This is a genomic window from Leucobacter massiliensis (assembly GCF_002982315.1).
GTDB lineage: Bacteria > Actinomycetota > Actinomycetes > Actinomycetales > Microbacteriaceae > Leucobacter > Leucobacter massiliensis.
The window spans coordinates 44,770-69,054 of record NZ_MWZD01000017.1; the positions used below are offsets into that span (position 1 = coordinate 44,770).

The 24,285-nt window shown below is 71.5% G+C and carries 21 protein-coding genes; 12 read left to right on the forward strand and 9 right to left on the reverse strand.

Translation table 11 applies throughout. The features are described from left to right. The first annotated feature begins 157 nt into the window (after window positions 1-157). On the forward strand, window positions 158-2,104 hold the full coding sequence (locus B4915_RS07065) for a BCCT family transporter (RefSeq protein WP_105805123.1): 1,947 nt from the start codon (window positions 158-160) through the stop codon (window positions 2,102-2,104). 61 nt (window positions 2,105-2,165) lie between these two features. On the opposite strand, the gene B4915_RS07070 is transcribed toward B4915_RS07065, so the two are convergent. From B4915_RS07070 to B4915_RS07080, 3 genes are all read right to left on the reverse strand, one after another. Beyond that, window positions 2,166-3,491, reverse strand: a complete 1,326-nt coding sequence (locus B4915_RS07070) for an MFS transporter (protein ID WP_105805124.1) — start codon at window positions 3,489-3,491, stop codon at window positions 2,166-2,168. A gap of 176 nt (window positions 3,492-3,667) precedes the next feature. Next, a complete protein-coding gene (gene purU, locus B4915_RS07075) occupies window positions 3,668-4,537 on the reverse strand; it encodes a formyltetrahydrofolate deformylase (protein ID WP_105805125.1) in 870 nt (289 codons plus the stop codon). 496 nt (window positions 4,538-5,033) lie between these two features. Further along, window positions 5,034-5,678, reverse strand: coding sequence for a GntR family transcriptional regulator (locus tag B4915_RS07080; protein WP_245907396.1), 645 nt, complete (start codon window positions 5,676-5,678; stop codon window positions 5,034-5,036). A gap of 185 nt (window positions 5,679-5,863) precedes the next feature. Between B4915_RS07080 and glyA the strand changes: the two genes are divergently transcribed. The 7 genes from glyA to B4915_RS07115 all read left to right on the forward strand — a co-directional run bounded on the left by glyA (window position 5,864) and on the right by B4915_RS07115 (window position 15,388). After that, window positions 5,864-7,201: a serine hydroxymethyltransferase gene (glyA, locus tag B4915_RS07085; RefSeq protein WP_105805126.1), complete on the forward strand. Its 1,338-nt coding sequence runs from the start codon at window positions 5,864-5,866 to the stop codon at window positions 7,199-7,201. After that, window positions 7,201-8,418 carry a sarcosine oxidase subunit beta family protein gene (locus B4915_RS07090; protein ID WP_105805127.1) on the forward strand — a complete coding sequence of 406 codons (1,218 nt, stop codon included), beginning with the start codon at window positions 7,201-7,203 and terminating at the stop codon, window positions 8,416-8,418. The genes glyA and B4915_RS07090 overlap by 1 nt, the downstream gene beginning before the upstream one ends. 20 nt (window positions 8,419-8,438) lie before the next feature. Continuing rightward, window positions 8,439-8,735 carry a sarcosine oxidase subunit delta gene (locus B4915_RS07095; protein WP_105805128.1) on the forward strand — a complete coding sequence of 99 codons (297 nt, stop codon included), beginning with the start codon at window positions 8,439-8,441 and terminating at the stop codon, window positions 8,733-8,735. Next, window positions 8,732-11,698, forward strand: coding sequence for a sarcosine oxidase subunit alpha family protein (locus tag B4915_RS07100; protein ID WP_105805129.1), 2,967 nt, complete (start codon window positions 8,732-8,734; stop codon window positions 11,696-11,698). The genes B4915_RS07095 and B4915_RS07100 overlap by 4 nt, the downstream gene beginning before the upstream one ends. Next, complete coding sequence (locus B4915_RS07105; protein WP_105805130.1) at window positions 11,691-12,314, forward strand: sarcosine oxidase subunit gamma; 624 nt, start codon at window positions 11,691-11,693, stop codon at window positions 12,312-12,314. The genes B4915_RS07100 and B4915_RS07105 overlap by 8 nt, the downstream gene beginning before the upstream one ends. Then, window positions 12,314-13,684 (forward strand): L-serine ammonia-lyase, encoded by a 1,371-nt coding sequence (locus tag B4915_RS07110; RefSeq protein ID WP_105805131.1) that lies wholly within the window; start codon window positions 12,314-12,316, stop codon window positions 13,682-13,684. Before B4915_RS07105 ends, B4915_RS07110 begins: the two co-directional genes overlap by 1 nt. A gap of 219 nt (window positions 13,685-13,903) precedes the next feature. Continuing rightward, a complete protein-coding gene (locus B4915_RS07115) occupies window positions 13,904-15,388 on the forward strand; it encodes an aspartate ammonia-lyase (RefSeq protein WP_105805132.1) in 1,485 nt (494 codons plus the stop codon). Window positions 15,389-15,460: 72 nt separating this feature from the next. On the opposite strand, the gene B4915_RS07120 is transcribed toward B4915_RS07115, so the two are convergent. Then, a complete protein-coding gene (locus tag B4915_RS07120; protein WP_105805133.1) occupies window positions 15,461-16,327 on the reverse strand; it encodes a fumarylacetoacetate hydrolase family protein in 867 nt (288 codons plus the stop codon). A 160-nt stretch (window positions 16,328-16,487) separates the two neighbouring features. On the opposite strand from B4915_RS07120, the gene B4915_RS07125 reads away from it, so the two are divergent. Continuing rightward, window positions 16,488-16,859 (forward strand): FKBP-type peptidyl-prolyl cis-trans isomerase, encoded by a 372-nt coding sequence (locus B4915_RS07125; protein WP_105805134.1) that lies wholly within the window; start codon window positions 16,488-16,490, stop codon window positions 16,857-16,859. A 240-nt stretch (window positions 16,860-17,099) separates the two neighbouring features. Next, entirely contained in the window at window positions 17,100-18,614 is a 1,515-nt protein-coding gene (locus B4915_RS07130; RefSeq protein WP_425436332.1) for an NCS2 family permease, read from the forward strand. A 57-nt stretch (window positions 18,615-18,671) separates the two neighbouring features. Here the strand turns inward: B4915_RS07130 and B4915_RS07135 are convergent, their stop codons facing one another. From B4915_RS07135 to B4915_RS07150, 4 genes are read right to left on the reverse strand one after another with little or no spacing between them, the layout of a single operon-like run. After that, complete coding sequence (locus B4915_RS07135; RefSeq protein ID WP_105805135.1) at window positions 18,672-19,154, reverse strand: MogA/MoaB family molybdenum cofactor biosynthesis protein; 483 nt, start codon at window positions 19,152-19,154, stop codon at window positions 18,672-18,674. Beyond that, the gene (gene moaC / locus B4915_RS07140) at window positions 19,151-19,699 is read right to left on the reverse strand and encodes a cyclic pyranopterin monophosphate synthase MoaC (protein ID WP_105805136.1); all 549 of its coding nucleotides are present in this window, start codon (window positions 19,697-19,699) and stop codon (window positions 19,151-19,153) included. Before moaC ends, B4915_RS07135 begins: the two co-directional genes overlap by 4 nt. Next, complete coding sequence (locus B4915_RS07145; RefSeq protein ID WP_105805137.1) at window positions 19,692-21,095, reverse strand: molybdopterin molybdotransferase MoeA; 1,404 nt, start codon at window positions 21,093-21,095, stop codon at window positions 19,692-19,694. The genes moaC and B4915_RS07145 overlap by 8 nt, the downstream gene beginning before the upstream one ends. Beyond that, entirely contained in the window at window positions 21,092-21,340 is a 249-nt protein-coding gene (locus tag B4915_RS07150; protein WP_105805138.1) for a MoaD/ThiS family protein, read from the reverse strand. Before B4915_RS07150 ends, B4915_RS07145 begins: the two co-directional genes overlap by 4 nt. A 53-nt stretch (window positions 21,341-21,393) precedes the next feature. Here B4915_RS07150 and B4915_RS07155 point away from each other — a divergent pair, with 53 nt between their 5' ends. Together B4915_RS07155 and B4915_RS07160 are read left to right on the forward strand one after the other, a co-directional pair. After that, window positions 21,394-22,617, forward strand: a complete 1,224-nt coding sequence (locus tag B4915_RS07155) for a ThiF family adenylyltransferase (protein WP_105805139.1) — start codon at window positions 21,394-21,396, stop codon at window positions 22,615-22,617. Next, window positions 22,614-23,027, forward strand: coding sequence for a molybdenum cofactor biosynthesis protein MoaE (locus tag B4915_RS07160; protein WP_105805140.1), 414 nt, complete (start codon window positions 22,614-22,616; stop codon window positions 23,025-23,027). The genes B4915_RS07155 and B4915_RS07160 overlap by 4 nt, the downstream gene beginning before the upstream one ends. A 29-nt stretch (window positions 23,028-23,056) precedes the next feature. Here B4915_RS07160 and moaA read toward each other — a convergent pair whose 3' ends face one another. After that, entirely contained in the window at window positions 23,057-24,196 is a 1,140-nt protein-coding gene (gene moaA, locus B4915_RS07165) for a GTP 3',8-cyclase MoaA (RefSeq protein WP_105805141.1), read from the reverse strand. Window positions 24,197-24,285 lie beyond the last annotated feature (89 nt).

The following is a 24,285-nucleotide window of genomic DNA, read 5'->3' on the forward strand; positions in this document are numbered from 1 at the left end:
CGCTCCGGAGCCGGCTCTGGGCGCACCGCGCTCCGCGATCCGGGGGGACCGCGGCCCGAGCGGGATTTCGCAGTACCGGTCAGCGCCGACCGTGAGCGCCCGGTTCCCTGGGGGAACTGAGGTGCCGCGAGCTCGGCGCCCGTGAAAGGAGTGCCGCGTGGCACGTTCACCCCGCCCCAAGCGCCCTCAGACCACTGAGGAGCACATCGCCTTCCTGCAGCAGAGCAAGCAGCCGACGAAGACCCGACGGCGCACGGGCGTCGACGCCATCGTCTTCGGCGCCGCAGGCGCGATCGCTCTCGCCTTCATCGTCTGGGGCATCATCTCCCCGTCGGGCCTGGGCAACGTCGCCTCGCAGCTGCTGGCGGGCACCATGAACAACTTCGGCTGGCTCTTCGTCGTCGCCGGGGCGCTGTTCGCGACCTTCGTGATCGTCGTCGCCGTCAGCAAGTTCGGCCGGATCCCGCTCGGCAAGGACGACGAGCGACCGCAGTTCAAGACCGCCTCGTGGATCTCGATGATGTTCGCCACCGGCATGGGCATCGGGCTCGTCTTCTACGGAGTGGGGGAGCCGCTGTTCTTCTACCTCGCGCCCCCGCCGGACACGGTGACCGCCGCGTCGAGCGAGGCGATCAGCGTCGCGATGGGTCAGACCCTCTTCCACTGGACGCTCTTCCCGTGGGCCATGTACGCGATCGTCGGCCTCGGCATCGCCTACAGCACCTACCGCCTCGGGCGCTCCATGCTCTTCTCCTCGATGTTCACCTCGCTGTTCGGCGAGCGCGTCGTGAACGGGGCGGGCGGGCGCATCATCAACGTGCTCGCGATCCTCGCGACCCTCTTCGGCTCGGCCTGCTCGCTCGGACTCGGCGCACTGCAGATCGGCGGCGGCATCCAGTCGAGCGGTATCGTCGGCCAGGTCACGACCCCGCTGCTCGTCGGCGTCATCGCCGTGCTCACCGCCGCCTTCGTCGCCTCGGCCGTCTCCGGCATCGAGCGGGGCATCCAGTGGCTGTCCAACATCAACATGGTGCTCGCCGTGCTGCTCGCGGTCATCGTCTTCATCGGCGGCCCCACGCTCTTCATCCTCAACGTCGTGCCGACCTCGATCGGCTCCTTCGTCGAGATGCTGCCGCAGATGGCCTCGCGCACCACCGGCCTCGGCGATGACGTGTCGACGTGGCTGTCCAACTGGACCGTGTTCTACTGGGCGTGGTGGGTGTCGTGGTCGCCCTTCGTCGGCATCTTCATCGCACGCATCTCACGCGGCCGCACGATCCGCCAGTTCATCGTGGGCGTGCTCTTCGTCCCGTCCCTCGTGTCGCTGTTCTGGTTCGCGATCTTCGGCGGCGGCGCGATCGGCATCCAGCAGCGCGCCGAGCAGGGACGCGACAACGTCGAAGCGCTCGTGCAGATGGTCGACGGCGCGCCGCAGCTGAACTTCGACACCGCGCTCTTCGACCTGCTGAATGCGCTGCCGCTTCCCGCGTTCATCACGATGGCGCTCGTCGCCCTCGCAGTCGTGCTCATCGCGATCTTCTTCGTCACCGGGGCCGATTCGGCCTCGATCGTGATGGGGGCGCTCTCCGAGAACGGGGTGCTCGACCCGACGAAGCGCTCGGTGATCTTCTGGGGCGTCGCGACCGGCGCCGTGGCGGCCGTGATGCTGCTGGCCGGAGGCGATCACCCCTCGGAGGCGCTGAACGGCCTGAAGAACATCACGATCGTGTCTGCGCTGCCCTTCGTGATCGTGATGGTGCTGCTCTGCGCCGCCCTCTGGCGCGATCTCTCCCGCGACCCGCTCGTGATCCGCGGCGCACTCGCCTCCAAGCTGCTGGAGGAAGCCGTCGTGGCGGGGGTGGACCGGCACGCCGAAGGCCAGGCCTTCGGACTGGTCACCAGCGAGATCACGATCATCACGGAGGAGCAGATCACCGCGGACGCCGAGGCCAAGCGAGCGGCGAGCGGCTCGCCGATCGTCGAGGGCGCCTCACCGGGCGCCGATCCCGACCCCGCTGCCGCGCAGCCGGACCGGGCAGCGGCGGCGGGCCCGGATGCCGAGGCCGGTCCCGACACCACCGAGAAGCAGGTCACGGGAGGCTGATCCCTCCCGCGCACAGGCCGCGAAGGGCCCCGGAGCCGAGCGCTCCGGGGCCCGCGTGATGTCAGTGCCGGAGATCGACCGGCGCGGTGTCGAGGGCGACGAGCTTGGTCTCGGGCGCCCACGCGATCGAGGCGAGGAGCCCGACGAGCGAGAAAGCCGCCATGAGGAGCAGCGTGGTGCTCACCCCGAGCGAGTCGAGCGCCAGCGGGAACAGGTACGTCGCCCCGGCCGCGCCGATGCGGCTGATCGCCGCGGCGAAGCCGACGCCCGTGCTCCGGTAGTGGGTCTCGAACATCTCGGGCGGGTAGACGTACTGGATCGTGTTCGAGGCCACGATCACGAACACGAAGGCGCCGAACACCACGAGCTTCAGCACCGGCGGCTGATCCGCCCACAGGCCCAGGTAGACGAGCATCGCCGCGAGCACCGCGAAGGTCCAGATCACGAAACCCCGGCGCGACATGACCGCGAGCAGCCAGATCCCGAATGCGGCGCCGGCCAGCTGGAAGGCGTTGACGAGCAGATCGAAGCCGAAGGTGCCGCCGAAGCCGAGGCTGTCCAGCACGGGAGTGATGAAGGTGAAGATCGCGAACAGCGGTCCCACCTGGCAGAGCCAGAACAGTCCCGAATAGACGATCCGCCGCCAGTCGTTCTGCGTGAAGAACTCGCGCAGCGAGCTGCTGGTCTCCGTCTTCACGATGCTCGGCAGGCCGTACTCGGCGCCCCAGTGCTTCCTCACGACCTGCTCGGCCTCGGCGATGCGGCCACGGCTCTGCAGCCAGCGCGGCGACTCGGGGATCGTGACGCGCACGATGAGCACGAGCACCGCCGGGATCGCGCTCGTGGCGAGCAGCCAGCGCCACGCCGCCGGGTCCCAGAAGTGGGAGACGACGAACGCCGAGATGAAGCCGACGAACCAGAACGGCGCGATCATGCCGAGCAGCAGGGAGCGCTTCTTCACGGGGGTGAACTCGGCGAGGAGCGAGGTGCCGACGGCGTACTCGACGCCGATGAGCAGGCCGATGAGCAGCCGGTAGGCGACGAGGTCCCAGGTGCCGACGACGAAGAGCTGCAGGATCGAGACGATGACGAAGCCGACGAGATTCCAGAAGAACACGCGCTTGCGGCCGAAGCGGTCGGCGACCCGGCCGAAGAACAGGCCGCTGATGAAGATGCCGATGAGGGCGCTCGCCGCGATGAGCCCGCTGCCGAGCAGCGAGAGGCCGAGCTCCTCCGAGGCTGGGCCGACCGCCCCTCCGATGACGCCGAGGATGTAGCCGTCGACGAAGATGCCGCCGAGTGCGGCGATGGTGACGATGACGACCATCCGGTTGACCGGGGCCTCGTCGTAGGGGCGGAGGGGGGTAGGGGCGGAGCGCAGGGACATCGGGGGGTGATCCTCCTTGATCGGCGATGCGGCCGGACGCGCGGCGGTGCGCGCCCGGTGGGTCTCGCGATCGGGCCGCGAGGTCTCGCACGGCGCATGCGAGGAGAGTGCTGAGGCGAGGCGACGTGGGCAGTGCCGCCCCGCCCCAGGGTCTATCGGTGCACGGGCGGGTCGCCTCAGCGGAGCACGACGGTGCGGTTGCCGTTCAGGAACACGCGCGACTCGCAGTGCCACTTGACGGCGTCGGCGAGGGCCTTGCTCTCCGTGTCCCGGCCCGCGGCGACGAGGTCCTCGGGCTCGAAGGAGTGATCGACCGGCTGGACCTGCTGCGCGATGATCGGGCCCTCATCGAGCTCGTGGTTGACGTAGTGCGCGGTCGCGCCGACGGTCTTCACGCCGCGCTCCCACGCCTGGTGGTAGGGCTTCGCCCCCTTGAAGGAGGGCAGGAAGGAGTGGTGGATGTTGATCGCGCGTCCGCTGAGCTCGCGCGAGAGATGATCGGAGAGGATCTGCATGTAGCGCGCGAGCACGACGAGGTCCACCTCGAAGCGGTCCACGATCTCGAGCAGCTTCTGCTCCGCCTCGGGCTTCGTCTCGGGCGTGACGGGAATGTGGAAGAAGGGGATGCCGTGCCATTCGACGAGCTGGCGGTGATCGGGGTGATTCGAGACGACGGCGACGATGTCTGCGGGGATCTCGCCGGCGCGGGTGCGGAACAGGAGGTCGTTGAGGCAGTGCCCGAACTTGGAGACCATCACGAGGGTCTTCACCTTCTCGGTCTCGGGCCGCACCGACCACTCGGCTTCGAAGCTCTCCGCGAGCTCTGCGAAGTCGGCCGAGACGCTCGCCGCGTCTGCCGGCTCGCCGTCCGCGAAGGCGAATTTGGCCCGGAAGAAGAAGCGCCCGGTGACGAGGTCGTCGAACTGGCGCAGGTCGATGATGTCGCAGCCGTGCTTCACCAGGACTCCGGTGAGCGCGTGGACGATGCCGATCTGCTGCGGGCACGTGAAGGTGAGGATGAACGTCCGCTGGGGGAGAGGAGACATGAAACCGCCTTTGCGTCGGTGCTGGTGAGCGGGGTGGTCCGGGTGGGCCGGATCCGCGGCCGGTCCGCCCCGAGTGTCTCGGGGTGGCTTCCCGCCGTGGACGCCGGCACCTATAATAGGCAACTGATATATCACTGCGATGCTAACCGGCTCGCGGCGCGAAGCGCAAGTACGCGGCTCTGCCCGCATCCCCCAATCCCCGTCTCCTATACACCTCTGACCCTCCAGATCTATTGCATGCACTCACATTTTTTTTTTTTTTCCAAGAAAAGGCCGCCATACGAACCCACCCTCGTTCTGGTGGGCTCGGAGATGTGTAAAAGAGCCCCCCCCTACCCCCCGCCCCCCCGCCCGCACACGCGACAGCGAGCGGCGGTGCCGTGCGCGAACGAAACCCCAAGGCATGGCGCACACCACCGCCACTCGCACACCACCACCACTCACCGCAGCCGAGAACCAACCGGACAGGAAGAAACAGGAAGAAACAGGGGCAGGGTCAGAGAACGGTACGGACCGTGGCCTCGAAGTTGCGCACGTGATCCCCGGCGAGCTGCGCGGCGCGTTCGCTGTCGCCGTCGAGGATCGCGCTCAGGAGATCGATGTGCTCGGTGATGTGGCCGCTGATGTCCGGGATCCGATCGCGCACGAGGCACCAGATGCGCGTCGCGAGGTCGTCGAGCCGCTCCAGGGTCTCGGCGAGGTGGTGGTTGTCGATCGCGTGATAGATGAGCCGGTGCACGGTGAGGTCGTACTCGAGCAGGCCCCGCTTGTTCTCGGCGGGGTCGATCCCCTCCAGTTCGGAGATGACGGCCTCGAACTCGGCCTGCTGCTCTTCCCGCAGCGAGTTCGCCGCGTGTCGCGCCGCGAGCGGTTCGAGCACCTGGCGTACCTCGGAGATCGCGGCGAGGTCGGTGATGTCGACGTTCGTGGCGAAGGTGCCGCGCCGGGAGTAGGAGACGACGAGGTGATCGTTCTCGAGTCGCTTCAGCGCCTCGCGGATGGGCGTGCGCCCGAGGTCGAGCTCGAGCGAGAGGGCCAGTTCGTTGATGGCCGCGCCCGGCGGGATCTCCAGCATGATCAGGCGGCTGCGCAGCTCGCGATAGGCGCGGTCGGCCTTCGTCTCCTCAAGCGACCATTCCACGGAGCTTCCTCTCGATAGCCGGCCCGCCGTCGGCGACCGGTGCCGCACGGCCCGCCGCGTCACTGCTCCCGGGGAGCAGCGGCTCGCCGGGCCGGGACGGACCTTGACGGGCTCATGTCCTGGCAATATTCTACTAGGGACCACCTGATATATTAGTTGGTGATCAATCGTACGAAGGAGTTCCGATGACGCAGCCCGCTGCTTTCCAGCCCCGCACCCCGCACGAGCTGAACGCCCCGATCGCAGAGCTCGACCCCGAGGTGGCGGAGCGCATCGACGCTGAGCTCGATCGCCAGCGCCGCGGGCTCGAGATGATCGCCTCCGAGAACCACACCGCGCAGGCGGTCATGCAGGCGCAGGGATCCGTCCTCACCAACAAGTACGCCGAGGGCTATCCGGGACGCCGGTACTACGGCGGCTGCGAGGAGGTCGACGTCATCGAGACCCTCGCCATCGACCGCCTCAAGCAGCTCTTCGGCGCCGAGTTCGCGAATGTGCAGCCGCACTCCGGCGCCCAGGCCAATGCCTCGGCCATGCACGCGCTCATCAAGCCGGGCGACACGATCCTCGGTCTCAACCTCGCTCACGGCGGCCACCTCACCCACGGCATGCGCCTCAACTTCTCGGGGCGGCTCTACAACATCGTGCCCTACGGCGTCGATCCCGAGACCCATCGCGTCGACATGGCCGAGGTCGAACGGCTCGCCCGCGAGCACCGCCCGCAGCTCATCATCGCGGGCTGGTCCGCCTACCCGCGCCAGCTCGACTTCGCCGAGTTCCGCCGCATCGCGGACGAGGTCGGGGCCTACCTCATGGTCGACATGGCCCACTTCGCGGGGCTCGTCGCCGCCGGGCTGCACCCGAGCCCCGTGCCGCACGCGCACGTCACGACCTCCACCACGCACAAGACCTTGGGCGGGCCGCGCGGCGGGATCATCCTCTCGAACGACGCGGAGATCGCGAAGAAGATCAACTCGGCGGTGTTCCCCGGTCAGCAGGGCGGACCGCTCGAGCACGTCATCGCGGGGAAGGCGGTCGCCTTCAAGATCGCGGCGAGCGACGCCTTCGCGGAGCGCCAGCAGCGCACCCTCGCGGGGTCGCGGATCCTCGCCGAGCGGCTCACCCGCCCGGACGTCGCCGAGCGCGGCATCAGCGTGCTCACCGGCGGCACCGATGTGCATCTCGTGCTCGTCGATCTGCGCGACTCCGTGCTCGACGGGCAGGCGGCGGAGGATCTGCTCGCGGAGGTGGAGATCACGGTCAACCGCAACGCGGTGCCCTTCGATCCGCGCCCGCCGATGGTCACCAGCGGCCTGCGCATCGGCACCCCAGCGCTCGCGACCCGAGGCTTCGGCGAGGAGGCCTTCGCCGAGGTCGCCGACATCATCGCCGAGACGCTGATCGCCGGCACCGCCGAGGGCGGCGCCGAGCCCGCGACCGTGTCCGCCCTGCGCGAACGCGTCACCGCACTCGCCGATGCCCACCCGCTCTACCCCGAACTCGCACCGATCGGAGCACGCTGATGGCCGAGCTGCTGCCGGAGCACCCGGCATTCCTGTGGCGCAACCCCGAGCCGAAGACCGGGTACGACGCCGTCATCGTCGGCGGCGGCGGCCACGGCCTCGCCACCGCCTACTACCTCGCGAAGAACCACGGCATCACGAACATCGCCGTGCTCGAACGCGGCTGGCTCGCCGGCGGCAACATGGCGCGCAACACGACGATCATCCGCTCCAACTACCTCTGGGACGAGTCGGCCGCGATCTACGAGCACTCCCTCAAGCTGTGGGAGCAGCTCCCCGAGGAGCTCGAGTACGACTTCCTCTTCTCGCAGCGCGGCGTGATGAACCTCGCGCACACCCTGCAGGACGTGCGCGAGTCGAAGCGCCGCGTCAACGCGAACGTGCTCAACGGCGTCGACGCGGAGTGGCTCACCCCCGCCGAGGTCAAGGAGCTGTGCCCGATCATCAACATCGGCGAGGAGCTGCGCTACCCCGTGATGGGGGCGACCTACCAGCCACGCGCCGGGATCGCGAAGCACGACCATGTGGCGTGGGCCTTCGCACGCAAGTGCGACGAGATGGGGGTCGACATCATCCAGAACTGCGAGGTGACCGGCTTCGTCAAGGAGGGCGACCGCGTCGTCGCCGTCGAGACGAGCCGCGGGCGCATCGAGACGAGGCGGGTCGGCCTGGCCGCGGCCGGCAACTCCTCCGTGCTCGCCGATCTCGCGGGCTTCAAGCTGCCGATCCAGTCGCACCCGCTGCAGGCGCTCGTCTCCGAGCTGTTCGAGCCGGTGCACCCGACCGTCGTCATGTCCAATCACGTGCACGTCTACGTCTCGCAGGCGCACAAGGGCGAGCTGGTGATGGGCGCCGGCGTCGACGCCTACAACGGCTACGGCCAGCGCGGCGCCTTCCACGTCGTCGAGGAGCAGCTGGCGGCGGCCGTCGAGCTGTTCCCGATCTTCGCCAGAGCGCACCTGCTGCGCACCTGGGGCGGCATCGTCGACGTCACGCTCGACGCCTCGCCGATCGTCTCGAAGACGCCCATCGAGGGCATGTTCGTGAACTGCGGCTGGGGCACCGGCGGCTTCAAGGGCACTCCCGGCGCCGGATTCTCCTTCGCGCACACGATCGCAACGGGCGAGCCGCACGCCCTCAACGCCCCCTTCTCGCTCGACCGCTTCGAGACCGGTCGCCTCATCGACGAGCACGGCGCTGCCGCCGTCGCCCACTAGCGCAGCAGAAAGGAACGATCATGCTGCTCATCGAGTGCCCCAACTGCGGCCCGCGCGACGAGGTCGAGTTTCACTACGGCGGACAGGCGCACGTGCCCTACCCCGAGGATCCCTTCGCGCTGAGCGACCGGGAGTGGGCGGAGTACCTCTTCTATCGCGAGAACACCCGCGGCGTCTTCGCCGAGCGGTGGAGCCACAGCGCGGGGTGCCGCAAGTGGTTCAACGCCCTCCGCGACACCGTCACCTACGAGTTCAAGGCCGTCTACCGCATGGGCGAGCCCCGGCCCGCACTGCCCGAGGAAGAGGACGCACGATGAGCGCAGCACGCCTGGACGCCGGCCGCGCGGCCGGACGCGGGATCGACCGATCCCGCGAGATCTCCTTCTCCGTCGACGGCACCGCCTACCGCGGTTTCGCGGGCGACACGATCGCGAGCGCGCTGCTCGCGGCCGGCCGCATCGACTGCGGTCCCTCGATGTATCTCGGCCGCCCGCGCGGCGTCTTCTCCGCCGGGGTGGAGGAGCCCAACGCGCTCGTCGCGGTCAAGGCGCGTGCCGCAGGCGAGGTCGACGAGTCGATGCTGCCCGCCACCCGGGTGCAGATCACGGAGGGCCTGGAGGCGCGGTACCTGAGCGGCCTCGGCACGCTCGACCCGCGGAAGGACGAGTCGGTCTACGACCACAAGTTCGTGCACACCGACGTGCTCGTCGTCGGCGCGGGCCCGGCGGGCCTCGCCGCGGCGCGCGAGGCGGGCAAGAGCGGCGCACGCACCATCCTCATCGACGAGCAGAGCGCGCCGGGCGGCGCGCTGCTGAGCGCCCGCGAGGAGCTCATCGACGGCATCGAGGGTGCGCAGTGGGCCGCCTCGGTGGTCGAGCGGCTGAGCGGGCTGGGCGAGTTCAGCTACCTGCCCCGCACCACCGCCTTCGGCAGCTACGACGCGAACTACGTCGTCGCCGTGGAGGATCGCAGCGACGCCCTGCTGGCCGCCCCGCACCCCGGCTCACCCCGGCAGCGCATCTGGCACATCCGGGCGCAGCAGGTGGTGCTCGCCACGGGGGCCCACGAGCGCCCCATCGTCTTCGCGAACAACGACCGTCCCGGCGTCATGCTCGCCGGGGCGGTGCGCAGCTACCTGAACCGCTACGCGGTGGCGGCGGGTTCCCGGATCGCGATCGCCACCACCAACGACTCGGCCTACGAGCTGCTCGGCGAGCTGCACGACGCGGGCGTCGACGTGGTCGCCGTGGTCGACTCGCGTGAGCAGGCCTCGGCGTCGGCAGCCGCGGCGCTCGGCCGCGCCGGCGTGCGCGGCATCTTCGGCTCCGCGGTCGTCGACACCGCGGGCGACGGCCCGGCCGGCCGCGTCAGCGCGGTGCGGGTCTCCCGCATCGACGACGCCGGCGCGCTGCTGGGCGAGGTCGAGACCATCGAGGCGGATCTGCTGGCCGTCTCGGGCGGGTTCTCGCCCGTGGTGCACCTGCACACGCAGCGGCAGGGCCGGGTCGCGTGGGACGATCGGATCGCGGGCTTCGTGCCCAGCTCGGCCGTCGCGAATCAGGCGCTCGCCGGTGCGGTGAACGGGCGGTACGCGCTGGACGACGCGCTCTTCGAGGGCGCCACGGCCGGGCAGCGGGCGGCGCAGCGCGCGGGCTTCGCCGCGCCGCTGATGGTGCCGCAGGCGGGTGCGGCGGGCGGCGATGCCGCGGGCGCCTCCGAGGCCGCGGGGCGCCACGCCGCTGCGGCCGCCCCGGAGGACGGCGGCATCCGGCCGCTGTGGCTCGTCCCGGGAACGGGCGAGCCGGGGGAGTGGCGTGAGCACTTCGTCGACCTGCAGCGCGACCAGACCGTCGCCGACGTGTACCGGGCGACCGGCGCGGGCATGCGCTCCATCGAGCACGTCAAGCGCTACACCTCCATCTCCACGGCGAACGACCAGGGCAAGACGAGCGGCGTCAACGCGATCGGCGTCATCGCCGCGGCGCTCGGCCGCGACGGCCTCGCCGGCTTCGGCAGCACCTCGCATCGCGCTCCGTACACGCCCGTCGCCTTCGCTGCGGTGGCCGGACGGCGCCGCGGCGAGCTCTTCGATCCTGCCCGGCTCACCTCGATCCACCCCTGGCACGTGGCTCACGGCGCCGAGTTCGAGGACGTCGGCCAGTGGAAGCGGCCCTGGTACTACCCGCAGCCGGGTGAGGACCTGGACGCCGCGGTGCTGCGCGAGTGCGCCGCGGTGCGCGAGTCGGTGGGGTTCCAGGACGCCTCCACGCTCGGGAAGATCGAGATCCGCGGCGCCGACGCCGGCGAGTTCCTGAACCGGATCTACACGAACGGCTTCGCGAAGCTCAAGCAGGGCAGCGCGCGCTACGGCGTGATGTGCACTCCCGACGGCATGATCTTCGACGACGGGGTGACGCTGCGCCTCGCGGAGGACCGCTTCTTCATGACGACCACCACGGGCGGCGCGGCGCGCGTGCTCGAGTGGCTGGAGGAGTGGCACCAGACCGAGTGGCCCGAGCTCGACGTCGTGTTCACCTCGGTGACCGAGCAGTGGAGCACGGTCGCGGTCGTCGGACCCCGATCCCGCGAGGTCGTCGCGAAGCTCGCACCGGATCTCGAGCTCTCCAACGAGGCCTTCCCCTTCATGACGTTCCAGGAGACGCGCCTGGCGAGCGGGATCCCCGCCCGCATCTGCCGCATCTCCTTCTCGGGCGAGCTCGCCTTCGAGATCAATGTCGAGACCTGCTACGGCCTGACGGTGTGGGAGGCGGTGGCCGCTGCGGGCGAGGAGTTCGGGATCACGCCCTACGGCACGGAGACGATGCACGTGCTGCGCGCCGAGAAGGGCTTCATCATCGTCGGGCAGGACACCGACGGCACGGTCACCCCGCAGGACGCCGGCATGGAGTGGGTGGTGTCGAAGCAGAAGGACTTCATCGGCAAGCGCTCCTTCGCCCGGGAGGACACGGCGCGCGAGGACCGCAAGCACCTCGTCGGGGTGCTCCCGGTCGACGGCCGGACCCGTCTGGAGGAGGGCGCGCAGTTGGTGGCGGCGGACACGCCGATCACCCCGGAGCGGGGGCCGGTGCCCATGATCGGCCATGTCACCTCCTCCTACCAGTCGGCGGCGCTCGGCCGTCCCTTCGGTCTCGCGCTCGTGGAGAACGGCCGCAACCGGATGGGCGAGCTCGTGCGCGTGCCGGCGGGCGATGACATCATCGAGGTGGAGATCACCTCTCCCGTGTTCTACGATCCCGAAGGGAAGCGACGCGATGGCTGAGCACACGATCGAGCTGAACCGCCTGCGGGTCTCGCCGGCGGCCCATCTCGCCGACGCCATGCGCGCCGGCGAGATCACCGGACCGCGCGCCGTCTCGCTGCGCGAGCTGCCCTTCGTGCCGCAGCTGGGTCTGCGCTGCGTCCCCGGTTCGGCCTCCGCGGCGGCGGTCGAGGAGGCGCTCGGTCTGCCGCTGCCCGCCCGGGTGGGGGAGGTGAGCGGCGACCCCGACGGCCTGCACGTGCTGTGGCTCGGCCCGGACGAGTTCCTCGCGGTCGACGTGTCGCGGCAGCAGGAGCCGGGGGAGGGCGCCCAAGTGGCCGCCGCGCTCGACGGCCTGCCCGGCCAGTGCGTGGACCTCTCGGCCAACCGCACCGTGCTGGAGCTGCGCGGGCCGAGCGCCCGCGAGGTGCTCGAGAAGGGCTGCCCCGCGGATCTGCACCCGCGGGTGTTCCCGGCGGGCAGCGGGATCGTCACCCAGCTGGGGCTGGTGCCGGTGCTGCTGCACCGATCGGATGAGCGCACCTTCCGCGTCTTCCCGAGGGCGTCCTTCGCGGACTTCACGGTGCGGTGGCTGCTCGACGCCATGGTCGAGTTCGCGGAGCCAGGGGGGTCCTGATGCCGCTGAGCGTGCTCGACCTCTTCTCGATCGGCATCGGCCCGTCCTCATCGCACACGGTGGGGCCGATGCGCGCCGCGGCCCGCTTCCTCGGTGAGCTCAGGGGCGCAGGGCTGCTGGAGCGCGTGAACCGGGTGCAGTGCGGGCTGTTCGGCTCGCTGGGGGCCACGGGCCGCGGTCACGGCTCCGACACGGCCGTGATCGTGGGGCTCTCGGGGCACGAGCCGGAGACGGTCGACCCGGGCATCGTGCCGGAGCTGGTCGGTCGCGCGCGCGAGACGAGGACGCTGCTGCTCGGCGGCGAGCGGCCGATCCCCTTCGACGAGGCGGCGGACGTGGTGCTGCACCTGCGGCGCTCGCTGCCGGGGCACCCGAACGGCATGCGCCTCACCGCGTTCGACGCGGCGGGAGACGTCGTGCTCGAGCGGGAGTACTACTCGATCGGGGGCGGCTTCGTCGTCTCCGACGAGGAGCTGGCTTCGCCGCCGGAGGAGGAGCACCCGGATCCGCTGCCCTTCGCGAGCGGCGGCGAACTGCTGGAGCGCTGCCGCGAGATCGGCGGCGGGATCGCCGACGTGATGCTCGTCAATGAGACCGCGCACCGCGACGAGGCGGAGCTGCGCGAGCGCCTGCTGCGGATCTGGGCGGTGATGGAGGAGTGCGTGGAGAACGGCTGCACGCGACAGGAGGAACTGCTGCCCGGCAAGCTGGGCGTGCGGCGCCGCGCCCCCGGCCTGCTGGCCCGTCTCCGCGCGGAGGACCGCGAGGACGGCTCGTTGCACGCCCTGGAGTGGGTCAATCTGTACGCGCTCGCCGTGAACGAGGAGAACGCCTCGGGAGGCCGGATCGTCACGGCGCCGACCAACGGGGCCGCCGGGATCATTCCCGCGGTGCTCCACTACTACACGCGCTTCATCCGCGACGCGAACGAGGACCGCGTGATCGAGTTCATGCTGACCGCGGGAGCGATCGGCACGCTGATGAAGCGGAACGCCTCGATCTCGGGTGCGGAGCTGGGCTGCCAGGCGGAGGTCGGATCGGCCTGCTCGATGGCGGCGGGTGCGCTCTGCGCGGTGCTCGGCGGCACGCCCGAGCAGGTGGAGAACGCGGCGGAGATCGGCCTGGAGCACAATCTGGGGCTCACCTGCGATCCGGTCGGCGGTCTCGTGCAGGTGCCCTGCATCGAGCGGAACGCGATCGCCTCGGTGAAGGCGATCAACGCCGCGCGGCTCGCGCTCGCGGGCGACGGCTCCCACCGGGTGAGCCTCGACCAGGCGATCACCACGATGCGCCAGACGGGCGAGGACATGAAGTCGAAGTACAAGGAGACCTCTCGCGGCGGACTCGCCGTGAACGTGGTCGAGTGCTGAGGGTCCTGTTCCCGGACGTGCGTTGCCGTGCTCGGCCCCGGCTGTGGCCGGGGCGCTGCGGCTGCGGTGCCGCGTCCGTTCGGCTCCCGGATCCGGGGTGCCGGACGGCGCCCGGCGCCCCGGCGTCGCGGGCCGTGCCGCGGTGCCTCCGCGGGGTAGGCTGGTCGATGTTGTGCGGCCGCGGCCGCGTGTTCTTCGAGTAGTGGAGCCCAGATACCGGTGAGTGACTTCTTGTCAGCGCAGACCCGTACCGAGACCGATTCGCTCGGCAGCGTCGAGATTCCCGCCTCTGCCTACTGGGGGGTGCACACCGCCCGGGCGCACGAGAACTTTCCCATCGCGCGCCGTCCCATCTCCGTCTACCCGGACTTCATCCGCGCCTTCGCCTGCGTGAAGCAGGCGGCCGCGCGGGCGAACCTCGAGATCGGCGCGCTCGACGAGCAGCGCGCCACCCTCATCGACCGCGCGTGCGAGGAGATCAAGGAGGGCATGCTCCACGATCAGTTCGTCGTCGGCGTCGTGCAGGGCGGCGCGGGCACCTCCACGAACATGAACGCCAACGAGGTCATCACGAACCGCGCCCTGGAGCTGGCCGGTCACGAGAAGGGCGACTACGCCTTCATCAACCCGAACGACCACACCAACCACAGCCAGTCGACGAACGACACCTACCCGACGGCGATCAAGATCGCGCTCGCCTTCTCGCTCGGCAGCCTGCTGGAGGAGCTCGCACTGCTCGCGGACTCCTTCGCGGCGAAGGGGCGCGAGTTCTCCCACATCATCAAGGTCGGCCGCACGCAGCTGCAGGACGCGGTGCCGATGACCCTCGGCCAGGAGTTCAACGCCTTCGCCGTGACGCTGCGCGAGGACATCGACCGGCTCCGCGAGGCCGTCACCCTACTGGGCGAGGTGAACATGGGCGCGACCGCCATCGGCACCGGCATCAACGCGCCGCGCGGCTACAAGGAGGCGGTGATCCGCCATCTGCGTGAGATCACCGGGCTGGAGCTCGTCACGGCCGGCGACCTCGTGGAGTCGACGAGCGACACGGGCGTGTTCGTGACCTTCTCGGGGGCGCTCAAGCGCAGCGCGCTCAAGCTGTCGAAGATCTCGAACGACCTGCGGCTGCTCTCCTCGGGCCCGCAGGCGGGCCTGGGCGAGATCAACCTCCCGGCGCGCCAGGCGGGCTCGTCGATCATGCCCGGCAAGGTGAATCCGGTGATCCCGGAGGCGGTGTCGCAGGTCGCCTACTCGGTCGCGGGGGCGGACGTCACCGTGTCCATGGCGGTGGAGGCGGGCCAGCTGCAGCTCAACGCCTTCGAGCCGATCATCGCCCACTCCCTCTTCCAGTCGATCACCTGGCTGGAGCGCGCCTGCCGGACGCTGCGCGTCAACTGCGTCGACGGCATCACCGCGAACGAGGAGCACCTGGCCGACACCGTCTCGCGCTCCGTCACCGTGATCACCGCGCTCGCGCCCGTGATCGGCTACGCCGCGGCGGCGAAGCTCGCCAAGGAGGCGCTCGCCGGCAAGGAGAAGGTCTCGGATCTCGTGGTGTCGCACGGGCTGCTCGATCAGGCCCAGCTCGACGACATCCTGCAGCCGCAGAAGCTCGCCGGGCTCGCACCCGAAACCGGCACGATCGAGACGATCACCGAGACGAGCGAGACCCCGGCGCCCCAGAAGCTCGAAGACGGCGAGTAACCCGGGCGGGCGGTCCGCACACGCGGAAGGGGGACGGATCCCGGATCCGTCCCCCTTCCGCGTTCTGAGCGCTCAGGCGGTGATGCAGTGGGAGGTGAGCGCGCCGATGCCCTCGATGGTGACGGTCACCTCGGTCCCCGGCTTCAGATAGAGCGGGGGCTTGCGCGAGCGGCCGGCCCCGCCAGGGGAACCGGTGGAGATGACGGTGCCCGGCAGGAGCGTGAGCGACTGCGAGATCGAGGCGATCAGCTGTGCGACGCTGCGGATCATGAAGCCCGTCGTCGAGTCCTGCACGCGCAGGCCGTCGACGTCCGTGGTGATCGCGAGCGCCTGCGGATCCGGGATCTGCTCCGCGGTCACGACGACGGGGCCGATCGGCGTGAAGCCGTCGAAGGACTTGCAGCGCGACCACTGCGGCTCCTGGAACTGGATGTTGCGCGCGGTGATGTCGTTGATCACCGTGTAGCCGAAGACGTAGTCGAGCGCTTCCTCCGCCGTCACGTCCTTCGCCGCGCGGCCGATGACGACGCCGAGCTCGCCCTCGTAGTCGACCTCCTCGCTGATCTCCGCGTTGAGGGGCACGCTGCCCTCGTGCGCGCCGAGCGAGTTGGGGAAGAGCGAGAAGAGCACGGGGCCCGAATCGTTGTCGAGGCTCAGCTCGCTCGCGTGCTCGTCGTAGTTGAGGCCGACGGCCAGGACGATCGGCGCTCCGATCACCGCCGGGGCGTAGGTGACGCCCGCGAGCTCGCGCCAGGCGGAGTCCTCGAGCCGCCCGGCGGACTCGCGCACCACCTGCAGCGCGTCCGGCCCCGCCTCGATGAGCTGCTGCAGCGTCGCGTATCCGGATGCGAGCGCCCGGACCGGCACGAAGCGGTCGTCGCGTACCACCGCGAGCTCGGGAGCGGAATCGGGGGAGAGGGACAGATGCGCGAATCTCACACCTTCAAGCCTAGTCGAAGCGGCTCAGCCCCCTGCGTCCGCCTCCCACACGAGCGGCCGCGCTTCTTTGTGCGAACCGTACTGCGCCCGGGGGCGCGCCGCGCTCCCCTGAGAGCGAACGCGGTGCCGCCGCCCCTCGCGGATCGGGAAGAATGAAGGCATGAGCGAATCACCCATGACCAAGCCCGAGATCGAGTTCCCGGAGGGGCCCGCCCCCGCCGAGCTGCAGATCGTCGACATCGTGGAGGGCAGCGGCGAGGAGGCTCTCGCCAGTTCGACGGTCGAGGTGCACTACCTCGGCGTCGAGTACGACTCCGGCGAGGAGTTCGACTCCTCGTGGAGCCGCGGGGAGTCGATCAACTTCCCGCTGCGCTCGCTGATCCAGGGCTGGCAGGCCGGCATCCCCGGCATGAAGGTGGGCGGTCGCCGCAAGCTGATCGTGCCGCCGGCCCAGGCCTACGGCACCTCGGGCGGGCACCCGCTCTCCGGTAAGACCCTGATCTTCGTGATCGATCTGCTCGGCGTCAGCTGAGCCGACCCGGGACGTCCCTCCGCAGGCCGGGGCGCGGTTCACCCGAACCGCGCCCCGGCCTGCGCCGTCCCCGCCGCGCCCGTCCCGCCCCCCTTTCCGCCGGGTCGGCGCATTTCGGCCGAGTCCGCACCGAACCGTCGCGCAGAAGCGTGCGGCCTCGGCGGAAAGCTGCGGACTCGGGCGGGGCGCCCGCTGCGGGGTGGTAGCGTACTGCTGTTCAGGGGAGCCCCGGACTCGGGGATGAGGCAGCACAGAACGGAGTGGCCGGTGGCAGAGGCGCGGCAGCAGGGCGGCGGGCAGCAGACGGGGACGGACCGGCCTCGGGAGGGCGGCGTGGGCGCCGTCGACCGCTACTTCCAGATCACCGAGCGCGGCTCCAGCTTCGCGACGGAGATCCGCGGCGGCCTCGTGACCTTCGTCACGATGGCCTACATCGTGATCCTCAACCCGATCATCCTCACCAGCGGGGTCGACGTCGAGGGCAACACGCTCGCCTTCCCCGCGGTCAGCGCCGTGACCGCGCTCACCGCCGGCGTGATGACGATCCTCTTCGGCGTGGTCTCGCGGCTTCCCTTCGGCTTCGCCGCCGGGCTCGGGATCAACGCCTTCCTCGCCTTCTCCGTCGTCGGCCAGGTGACCTGGCCCGAGGCGATGGCGATCGTGGTGATCAACGGCGTGCTGATCGTGCTGCTCGCCGCCACCGGCCTGCGCCGCATGATCTTCGACGCGGTGCCCGTCGAGCTGAAGCTCGCGATCACGGTCGGCATCGGCCTCTTCATCGCCTTCATCGGCTTCGTCAACGCCGGCTTCGTCACCTCGACGGGCCAGAGCTCGCCGCCCGTCGGCCTGGGCATCGGCGGCTCGGTGGTCACGATCCCGACCCTCATCTTCGTGGTGACGCTCGTCCTCACGGGAGTGCTCGTCGCGGCGAAGGTGAAGGGCGGGCTGCTCATCGGCCTCGTCAGCGGCACGGTGATCTCGGTGATCGTCGAAGCGATCTGGCACCTCGGGCCGCGTGCCGGCGAGGACGGCGGTGTGGCGAATCCGGGCGGCTGGGGGCTGACGGTGCCCGAGCTGGGATCCGCGCCCTTCGGCCTGCCCGACCTGAGCCTCGTCGGCGCGGTGAGCTTCGACCTCAGCCGCGTCGGCGTGGTGACCGTCGTGATGCTCGTCTTCACCCTTCTCTTCACCAACTTCTTCGACGCGATGGGCACGATGACGGGGCTCTCGCGGGAGGCGGGGCTCGCGGATGAGAAGGGCAACTTCCCGCGGCTGAAGTCGGCGCTGGTCGTCGAGGGCATCGGCGCGATCGCGGGCGGAGCGACGTCCGCCTCCTCGAACACGGTGTTCATCGAGTCGGGGGCGGGCATCGGCGAGGGCGCGCGCACCGGCTTCGCGAACCTCGTCACGGGGGCGCTGTTCCTGCTCGCCATGTTCTTCACGCCGCTCACCCAGATCGTGCCCACCGAGGTCGCCGCGGCGGCGCTCGTGATCGTGGGCGCGCTGATGATGGCGCAGATCAAGCACATCGACCTCGGCGACTTCCGGGTGCTGCTGCCCGTGTTCCTCACGGCCGCCGTGATGCCGATGACCTACTCGATCGCGAACGGCATCGGCGCGGGCTTCGTCGCCTGGGTGCTCGTGCACGCCCTCAGCGGCCGGGCGCGCAGCATCCACTGGCTGCTGTGGGTGGTCGCCGCGGGCTTCGTGGTGTTCTTCGCCCGCGGGCCGATCGAGGCGCTGTTCGGGGCGTAGCGCTCGCCTGCTCGGCGTGCCCGGGCGGCGCGGTGCTGCCGCCCGGGCACGCGTGCGTCAGTCGTGCTGCCCGCCGGGGCCGCCGCTGCGCTGCCCGAGCAGGTGATCGATCAGCGGGTCCAGGATCGCGAGGCCGTCGCGTACGCCGCCCAGCGAGCCGGGCAGCGTGATCACGAAGGTGCCGCGCGCGAAGCCCGCGACTCCGCGCGTGAGCAGCGCGGCCGGCATCGCTGCGGCGCCGCGGCGGCGCAGCTCCTCGATGAAGCCGGGCAGCTGCACCTCCAGCAGGGGTGCCACCTCCTCGGGGGTGCGGTCGTCGGGGGAGACCCCGGTGCCGCCCGTCGTCACGACGACCGCGCAGCGATCCCGGATCGCCGCTCGCACCGCCTCTCCCACCGGTGCCCCGTCGGCGACGACCGCGGGCGATGGCGTCTCGAAGCCCCGCTCCGCGAGCCATTCCGCGATCACCGGCCCGGTGCGGTCCTCCGCAGTCCCGGCGGCCGCCCGCGTCGAGGCGACGATGACCGCGGCCCGTCTCATCCGATCGCCCAGTCGCCGCTCTTGCCACCCGACTTCGCGAGCACCCGGGTGTCCGTGATCGTGGCGTGCTTGTCGACGGCCTTGATCATGTCGTAGAGCGTCAGCGCGGCCACGCTGGCCGCGGTGAGCGCCTCCATCTCCACGCCCGTCACGCCCTTCGTGGTCACCGCGGCGAGGATCCGCACCCGGTCTGCGGCGGCTTCGAAGTCGATGGCGAGCTTCGTGAGGGGGAGGGGGTGACAGAGCGGGATCAGTTCCCAGGTGCGCTTGGCGGCCATGATGCCGGCGACGCGGGCCGTTCCCAGCGCCTCGCCCTTGGGCAGCTCGCCGGCGACGAGCAGCTCGACGACGTCGGAGCGGGTGACGAGGGTCGCCTCGGCGCGCGCGGTGCGCTTGGTCACCGCCTTCTCGGTGACGTCGACCATGTGCGCGCTGCCGTCGCCGCGCAGGTGCGTGAGGCGCTGGGGCTCGGGGACCGTGGGAGTTCCCGGAGTCTCGGGGGCGTGCTCGGGCGCGTGCTCGGGCGCGGGGGAAGTGTCAGTCATCGATCCTCCAGATCTCGACGGGGGTGTTCTCCGCCAGCTCGGCGGGGCCGGGCGGCAGCTGCGCCAGCAGCTCGGCCGCGGCGAGGTCCGCGAGCAGGTGCGAGCCGGGGGCGCTCAGCGAGACGCGCCCGTCGGCGTCGATGCGGCCGCGGCGCACCTGGTGCTTCTCGGCGGGCTTCTCGACGGCGTGCGCCAGCGGGCGCCTCTCGCGGCGGCGCTCGGCGGGCAGTCCGGCGAGGCGTCGCAGCTCGGGCAACAGGAACATCTCGGCGGAGACGAGCGCGCTCACCGGGTTGCCGGGGAAACAGAGGACCGGGATCCCCGCCGCAGCCCCGCCCGGGGCCGCGGCTGCGCCCGGGGCCCCGCCCGGAGCCGCGTCGCCGACGGCGCCGCCGCGATCGGCTCCGGCGAGGGCGCCCAGCGTGCCGAGCCCCTGCGGCCCGCCCGGCTGCATCGCGATCGGGGCGAAGCGCACGCCGAGCGGGCTGAGCGCCTCCCGCACCACCTCGAAGGCGCCCGCGCTGATCCCGCCCGTGGTGACCACGAGATCGTGGCCGGGGGCGGCCTCGGCGAGCGCCGCGCGGAAGCGCTCGGGGGTGTCGCCGGTGCGCAGCGTGCCGACGCTCGCGCCCGCGGCGCGGAGGGCGGCTGCGAGCATGGGGGTGTTGGCGTCGTGAATCAGCCCGGCCCGGAGCGGCGCGTCGCCCGATCCGCCGTCACCGCCCGCGGATCGCTCCGCCAGTTCGTCGCCCGTGGAGCACAGCAGCACGCGCACGCTCCGCCGCACCGGCACCTCCGCGATCCCGGCCGCCGCGATCAGGCCGATGCGGGCGGCGGTGAGCCGCGTCCCGGGGTCGAGTACCGGCGACCCGGCAGGAAGGTCCTCTCCCGCCCGCCGCACGAAGCGGCCCGCCGCGCTCGGCTCGGCGAACGCCACCTCGGCGTCCCGGTCCGGTGCGGGCCCGCCCGCGCGGCTGAGCGCCGGGAAGCGGGGCGGCAGCGTGCGCTCGACGGGCACCACGGCGTCGGCGCCGAGCGGGAGGGGGGCGCCCGTCATCACCGGCGAGGCGCTGCCCGGCTCGTGCGCGAGCGGGGCAGCGCCCGCCGCAGTGGCGCGCCCGAGCCGCAGCCGGACCGGGTGCTCGGCGCTCGCCGCGGCGAGTTCCGCGGCGATCACCGCGTAACCGTCCATCTGCGAGTTGTCGAAGGGTGGCAGCGGGCCATCGGTGCTCAGCGTCTCCGCCGTCACCTGTCCGAGGAGCCCGGGGTCGTCGACGGGCAGCCGTTCGGCGCCCTCCGCCGCAATGCGGTGCTCCACCGCCGCGAGCAGGCTCAGCACCTCGGCGCGGTGCTGCTCGACACTGCGCCGCCGCGCCGCCGCGGGTCCGCCGCTCATCCGCCCGCGAAGGGCGGCAGCACGTCGACCACGGCCCCGCGGATCTCGCCCCCGTCGCGCCGCACCGTGCCGTCGACCAGGAAGGAGCCCGAGCGCAGCACCCGGCGCATCGCCTCCCCGTGCCGCTCGGCGAGCTCCGCCCGCAGCGCGTCGAGCGTGGCCGCCGCCGGCGGCGTCCACTGCTCCTCATCGCGGCCCGCGGCCTCGGCCGCCCCCGCGAAGAAGCGCACGGTGATCACTGACATATCAGCCATCGTAGCCCGCAACCGAGCGGCGGGGAAACCCCTACAATGGCCGCATGGATCCCGAGCAGAGGGGCGCCCCGGGGGCCCTCGTCGAACCGTGTGCGGCGCTCAGCGGCGAGCAGCGCGAGCGCGCGCTGCGGCAGATCGCCCTGCCCGGCTTCGGCGAGCTCGCGCAGCGCCGCTTCGCCGCGGCGAGCGTGCTCGTCATCGGCGCCGGCGGGCTCGGCAGCGCGAGCGTGCCCTACCTCGCTGGTGCCGGGATCGGCAGGATCGGCGTCGTCGACGACGACCGCGTGGAGCTCTCGAATCTGCACCGGCAGATCGCCCACGGCACCGCCGATGTCGGCCGCCCCAAGGTCGCCTCGCTCGCCGGCACGGTCGCCGCGCTCGATCCCGCCGTCCGCTTCGACGCCCTCAATCTGCGGCTCACCGCGGCGAACGCGCTCGAGGTGATGCGCGGATACGACCTCGTGATCGACGGCAGCGACAACTTCCCCACCCGCTACCTCGTGGCCGACGCGGCCGAGCTGCTGGGCGTGCCGCTGGTGTGGGGCTCGATCCTGCAGTTCCACGGCCAGGTGGGGGTGTCGTGGCGGCCCGAGCATCCGGGCTACCGCGACCTCTTCCCGGTGCCGCCGCCGCCCGAGGAGGTGCTCGACTGCGGCACCGGGGGCGTGCTGCCCGGCCTCTGCGGCACGGTCGGCTCGCTGCTCGCCACGGAGGCGATGAAGCTCATCGCGGGCGTTGGCGAGCCGCTGCTGGGCCGCGTGCTCGTGTACGACGCGCTGGCGGCACGCACCCGGGAGCTGCCCTTCGCGCGGGATCCGCGGGCGGAGCCCGTCACGGGGCTCATCGACTACGAGCTGTTCTGCGCGGGCCCCGGCGGCCCCGCCATGCCCGAGGCCCTCGACGCCGCCGAGCTGGCGCGCCTCATGGAGGCGGGCGAGCCGCCGCGGCTGATCGACGTCCGCACGGCCGAGGAGCACGCGCAGCGCTTCGTGCCGGGCGCCGAGTCCGTGCCGCTCGACGAGCTGGAGGCGGGCCGGGAGATCGCTCCCGGCCCGGTGGTGGTGCACTGCGAACGCGATCCGCGGTCCATCCGCGCCGCCCGGCTGCTCCAGGAGCGCGGGCACACCGGGGTGCGCTACCTGCGGGGTGGCATCCGCGCGCTCGCGGCGACGGCGCCGCAGCTGCTCGCGGGCGAGGCGGATACGGATCGCGCTACGCTCGATGGGACCCCGGCGCGAGCGCCGCGGGCGGAGGAAGGACGGCGATGACCCAGCCCTACGCCCGCGTCGACGAGCAGCCGATCGACGAAGCAGCCGTGCGCGCGGCCGTCGACTCGCCCGAGAGCGGGGCCGTGGTGGTGTTCCACGGGGTGATCCGGAACCACGACGGGGGAGCGGCGGTGCGCGCGCTCGACTACAGCGCCCACCCCGAGGCGCAGCGCCTGCTGGCCGAGCTGGTGGCCGACGAGGCCGCGCGCAGCGGGCTGCGGCTCGCGGCGGCGCATCGGGTGGGGGCGCTGCGGATCGGCGACGCTGCGCTCGTCGCGGCCGCCGCGGCGGCGCACCGCGCGGAGGCCTTCGCCGCGATCGAGCGCCTGGTGGAGCGCATCAAGGCCGAGATCCCGATCTGGAAGCGCCAGCACTTCGCCGACGACACCTCCGAGTGGGTCGGTCTCTAGGGCAGGGGCCGGGTGGCGCTGCGGCGGGCTCAGCCGCCGATGTACGACATCTCGATGCGGGCGGGGGCGTCGGGGCCCGGTGCCGCGGCGGCGCCGCTGGCGCGCAGCTCGGAGTAGCGGTCGTCGCGCTCGTTCCACAGCCCGGCAAGGGCTGCCGTGAGGCGCGCATCGTCGCTGCCGTCGCGCAGCAGCGCACGCAGATCGGTGCCTGAGCTCGCGAAGAGGCAGGTGAACAGCCGCCCCTCCGCAGAGATGCGGGCGCGCGTGCACGAGCCGCAGAATGCGCCGGTGACGCTGGAGATGACGCCGATCTCGCCGCCGCCGTCGCGGTAGCGCCAGCGCTTCGCCGTCTCTCCGGGATGGCTGGCCGGCAGCGCTTCGAGCGGGTGGATCGCGTCGATGCGGGCGACGATCTCGGCAGAGGGCACGACCTCGTCGAGCACCCAGCCGTTCGAGGTGCCGACGTCCATGTACTCGATGAAGCGCAGGGTACGTCCGGTGCCGCGGAAGTGCTCGGCGAGCGCCTCGACCTCGTCGTCGTTCACGCCCCGCTTGATCACGGCGTTCACCTTCACCGGCCCGAGCCCGGCCGCCTCGGCGGCCGCGATCCCGTCGAAGACGCGCGACAGCGGGAAGCGCACGTCGTTGATCGCCTGGAAGCGCTGCTCGCTGAGCGAGTCCACCGACACGGTCACGCGGCGCAGCCCCGCCTCGGCCAGCGCCGCAGCCTTCACGGGCAGCGCCGAGCCGTTGGTGGTGAGGGCCAGATCGAGGGGCTCGCCCTCGGGAGTGCGGAGCGCGGCGAGCTCGGCGATGAGGCCCTCGATCCCGCGGCGCAGCAGCGGCTCGCCGCCCGTCAGCCGCAGCTTGCGGACGCCGAGCCCCACGGCGATGCGGGCGATGCGCACGATCTCCTCGAAGCTCAGCAGCTGATCCCCGTCGAGGAACTGGTAGTCGCGGCCGAAGATCTCGCGCGGCATGCAGTAGACGCAGCGGAAGTTGCAGCGGTCGGTGACCGAGATGCGGAGATCGCGCAGCGCTCGGCCGCGGGCGTCCCGGGTGCCGGTGGCGGGCAGGCGGCGGATCGCGGCCCGGGCGGGGCGCTCGGGCTGCGGCGTCGATGCGTGGGATGCGGCGGGGGCGCGATCGGGGCGCGGATCTCTCAGCATCTGCGCACCCCCTCGTCTCCCGCCTTGCTGCCGCGCACGCGCGCCGGCTTTCCCCACCCGACCCTAACACCGCGACCGTGGAGCGGGCT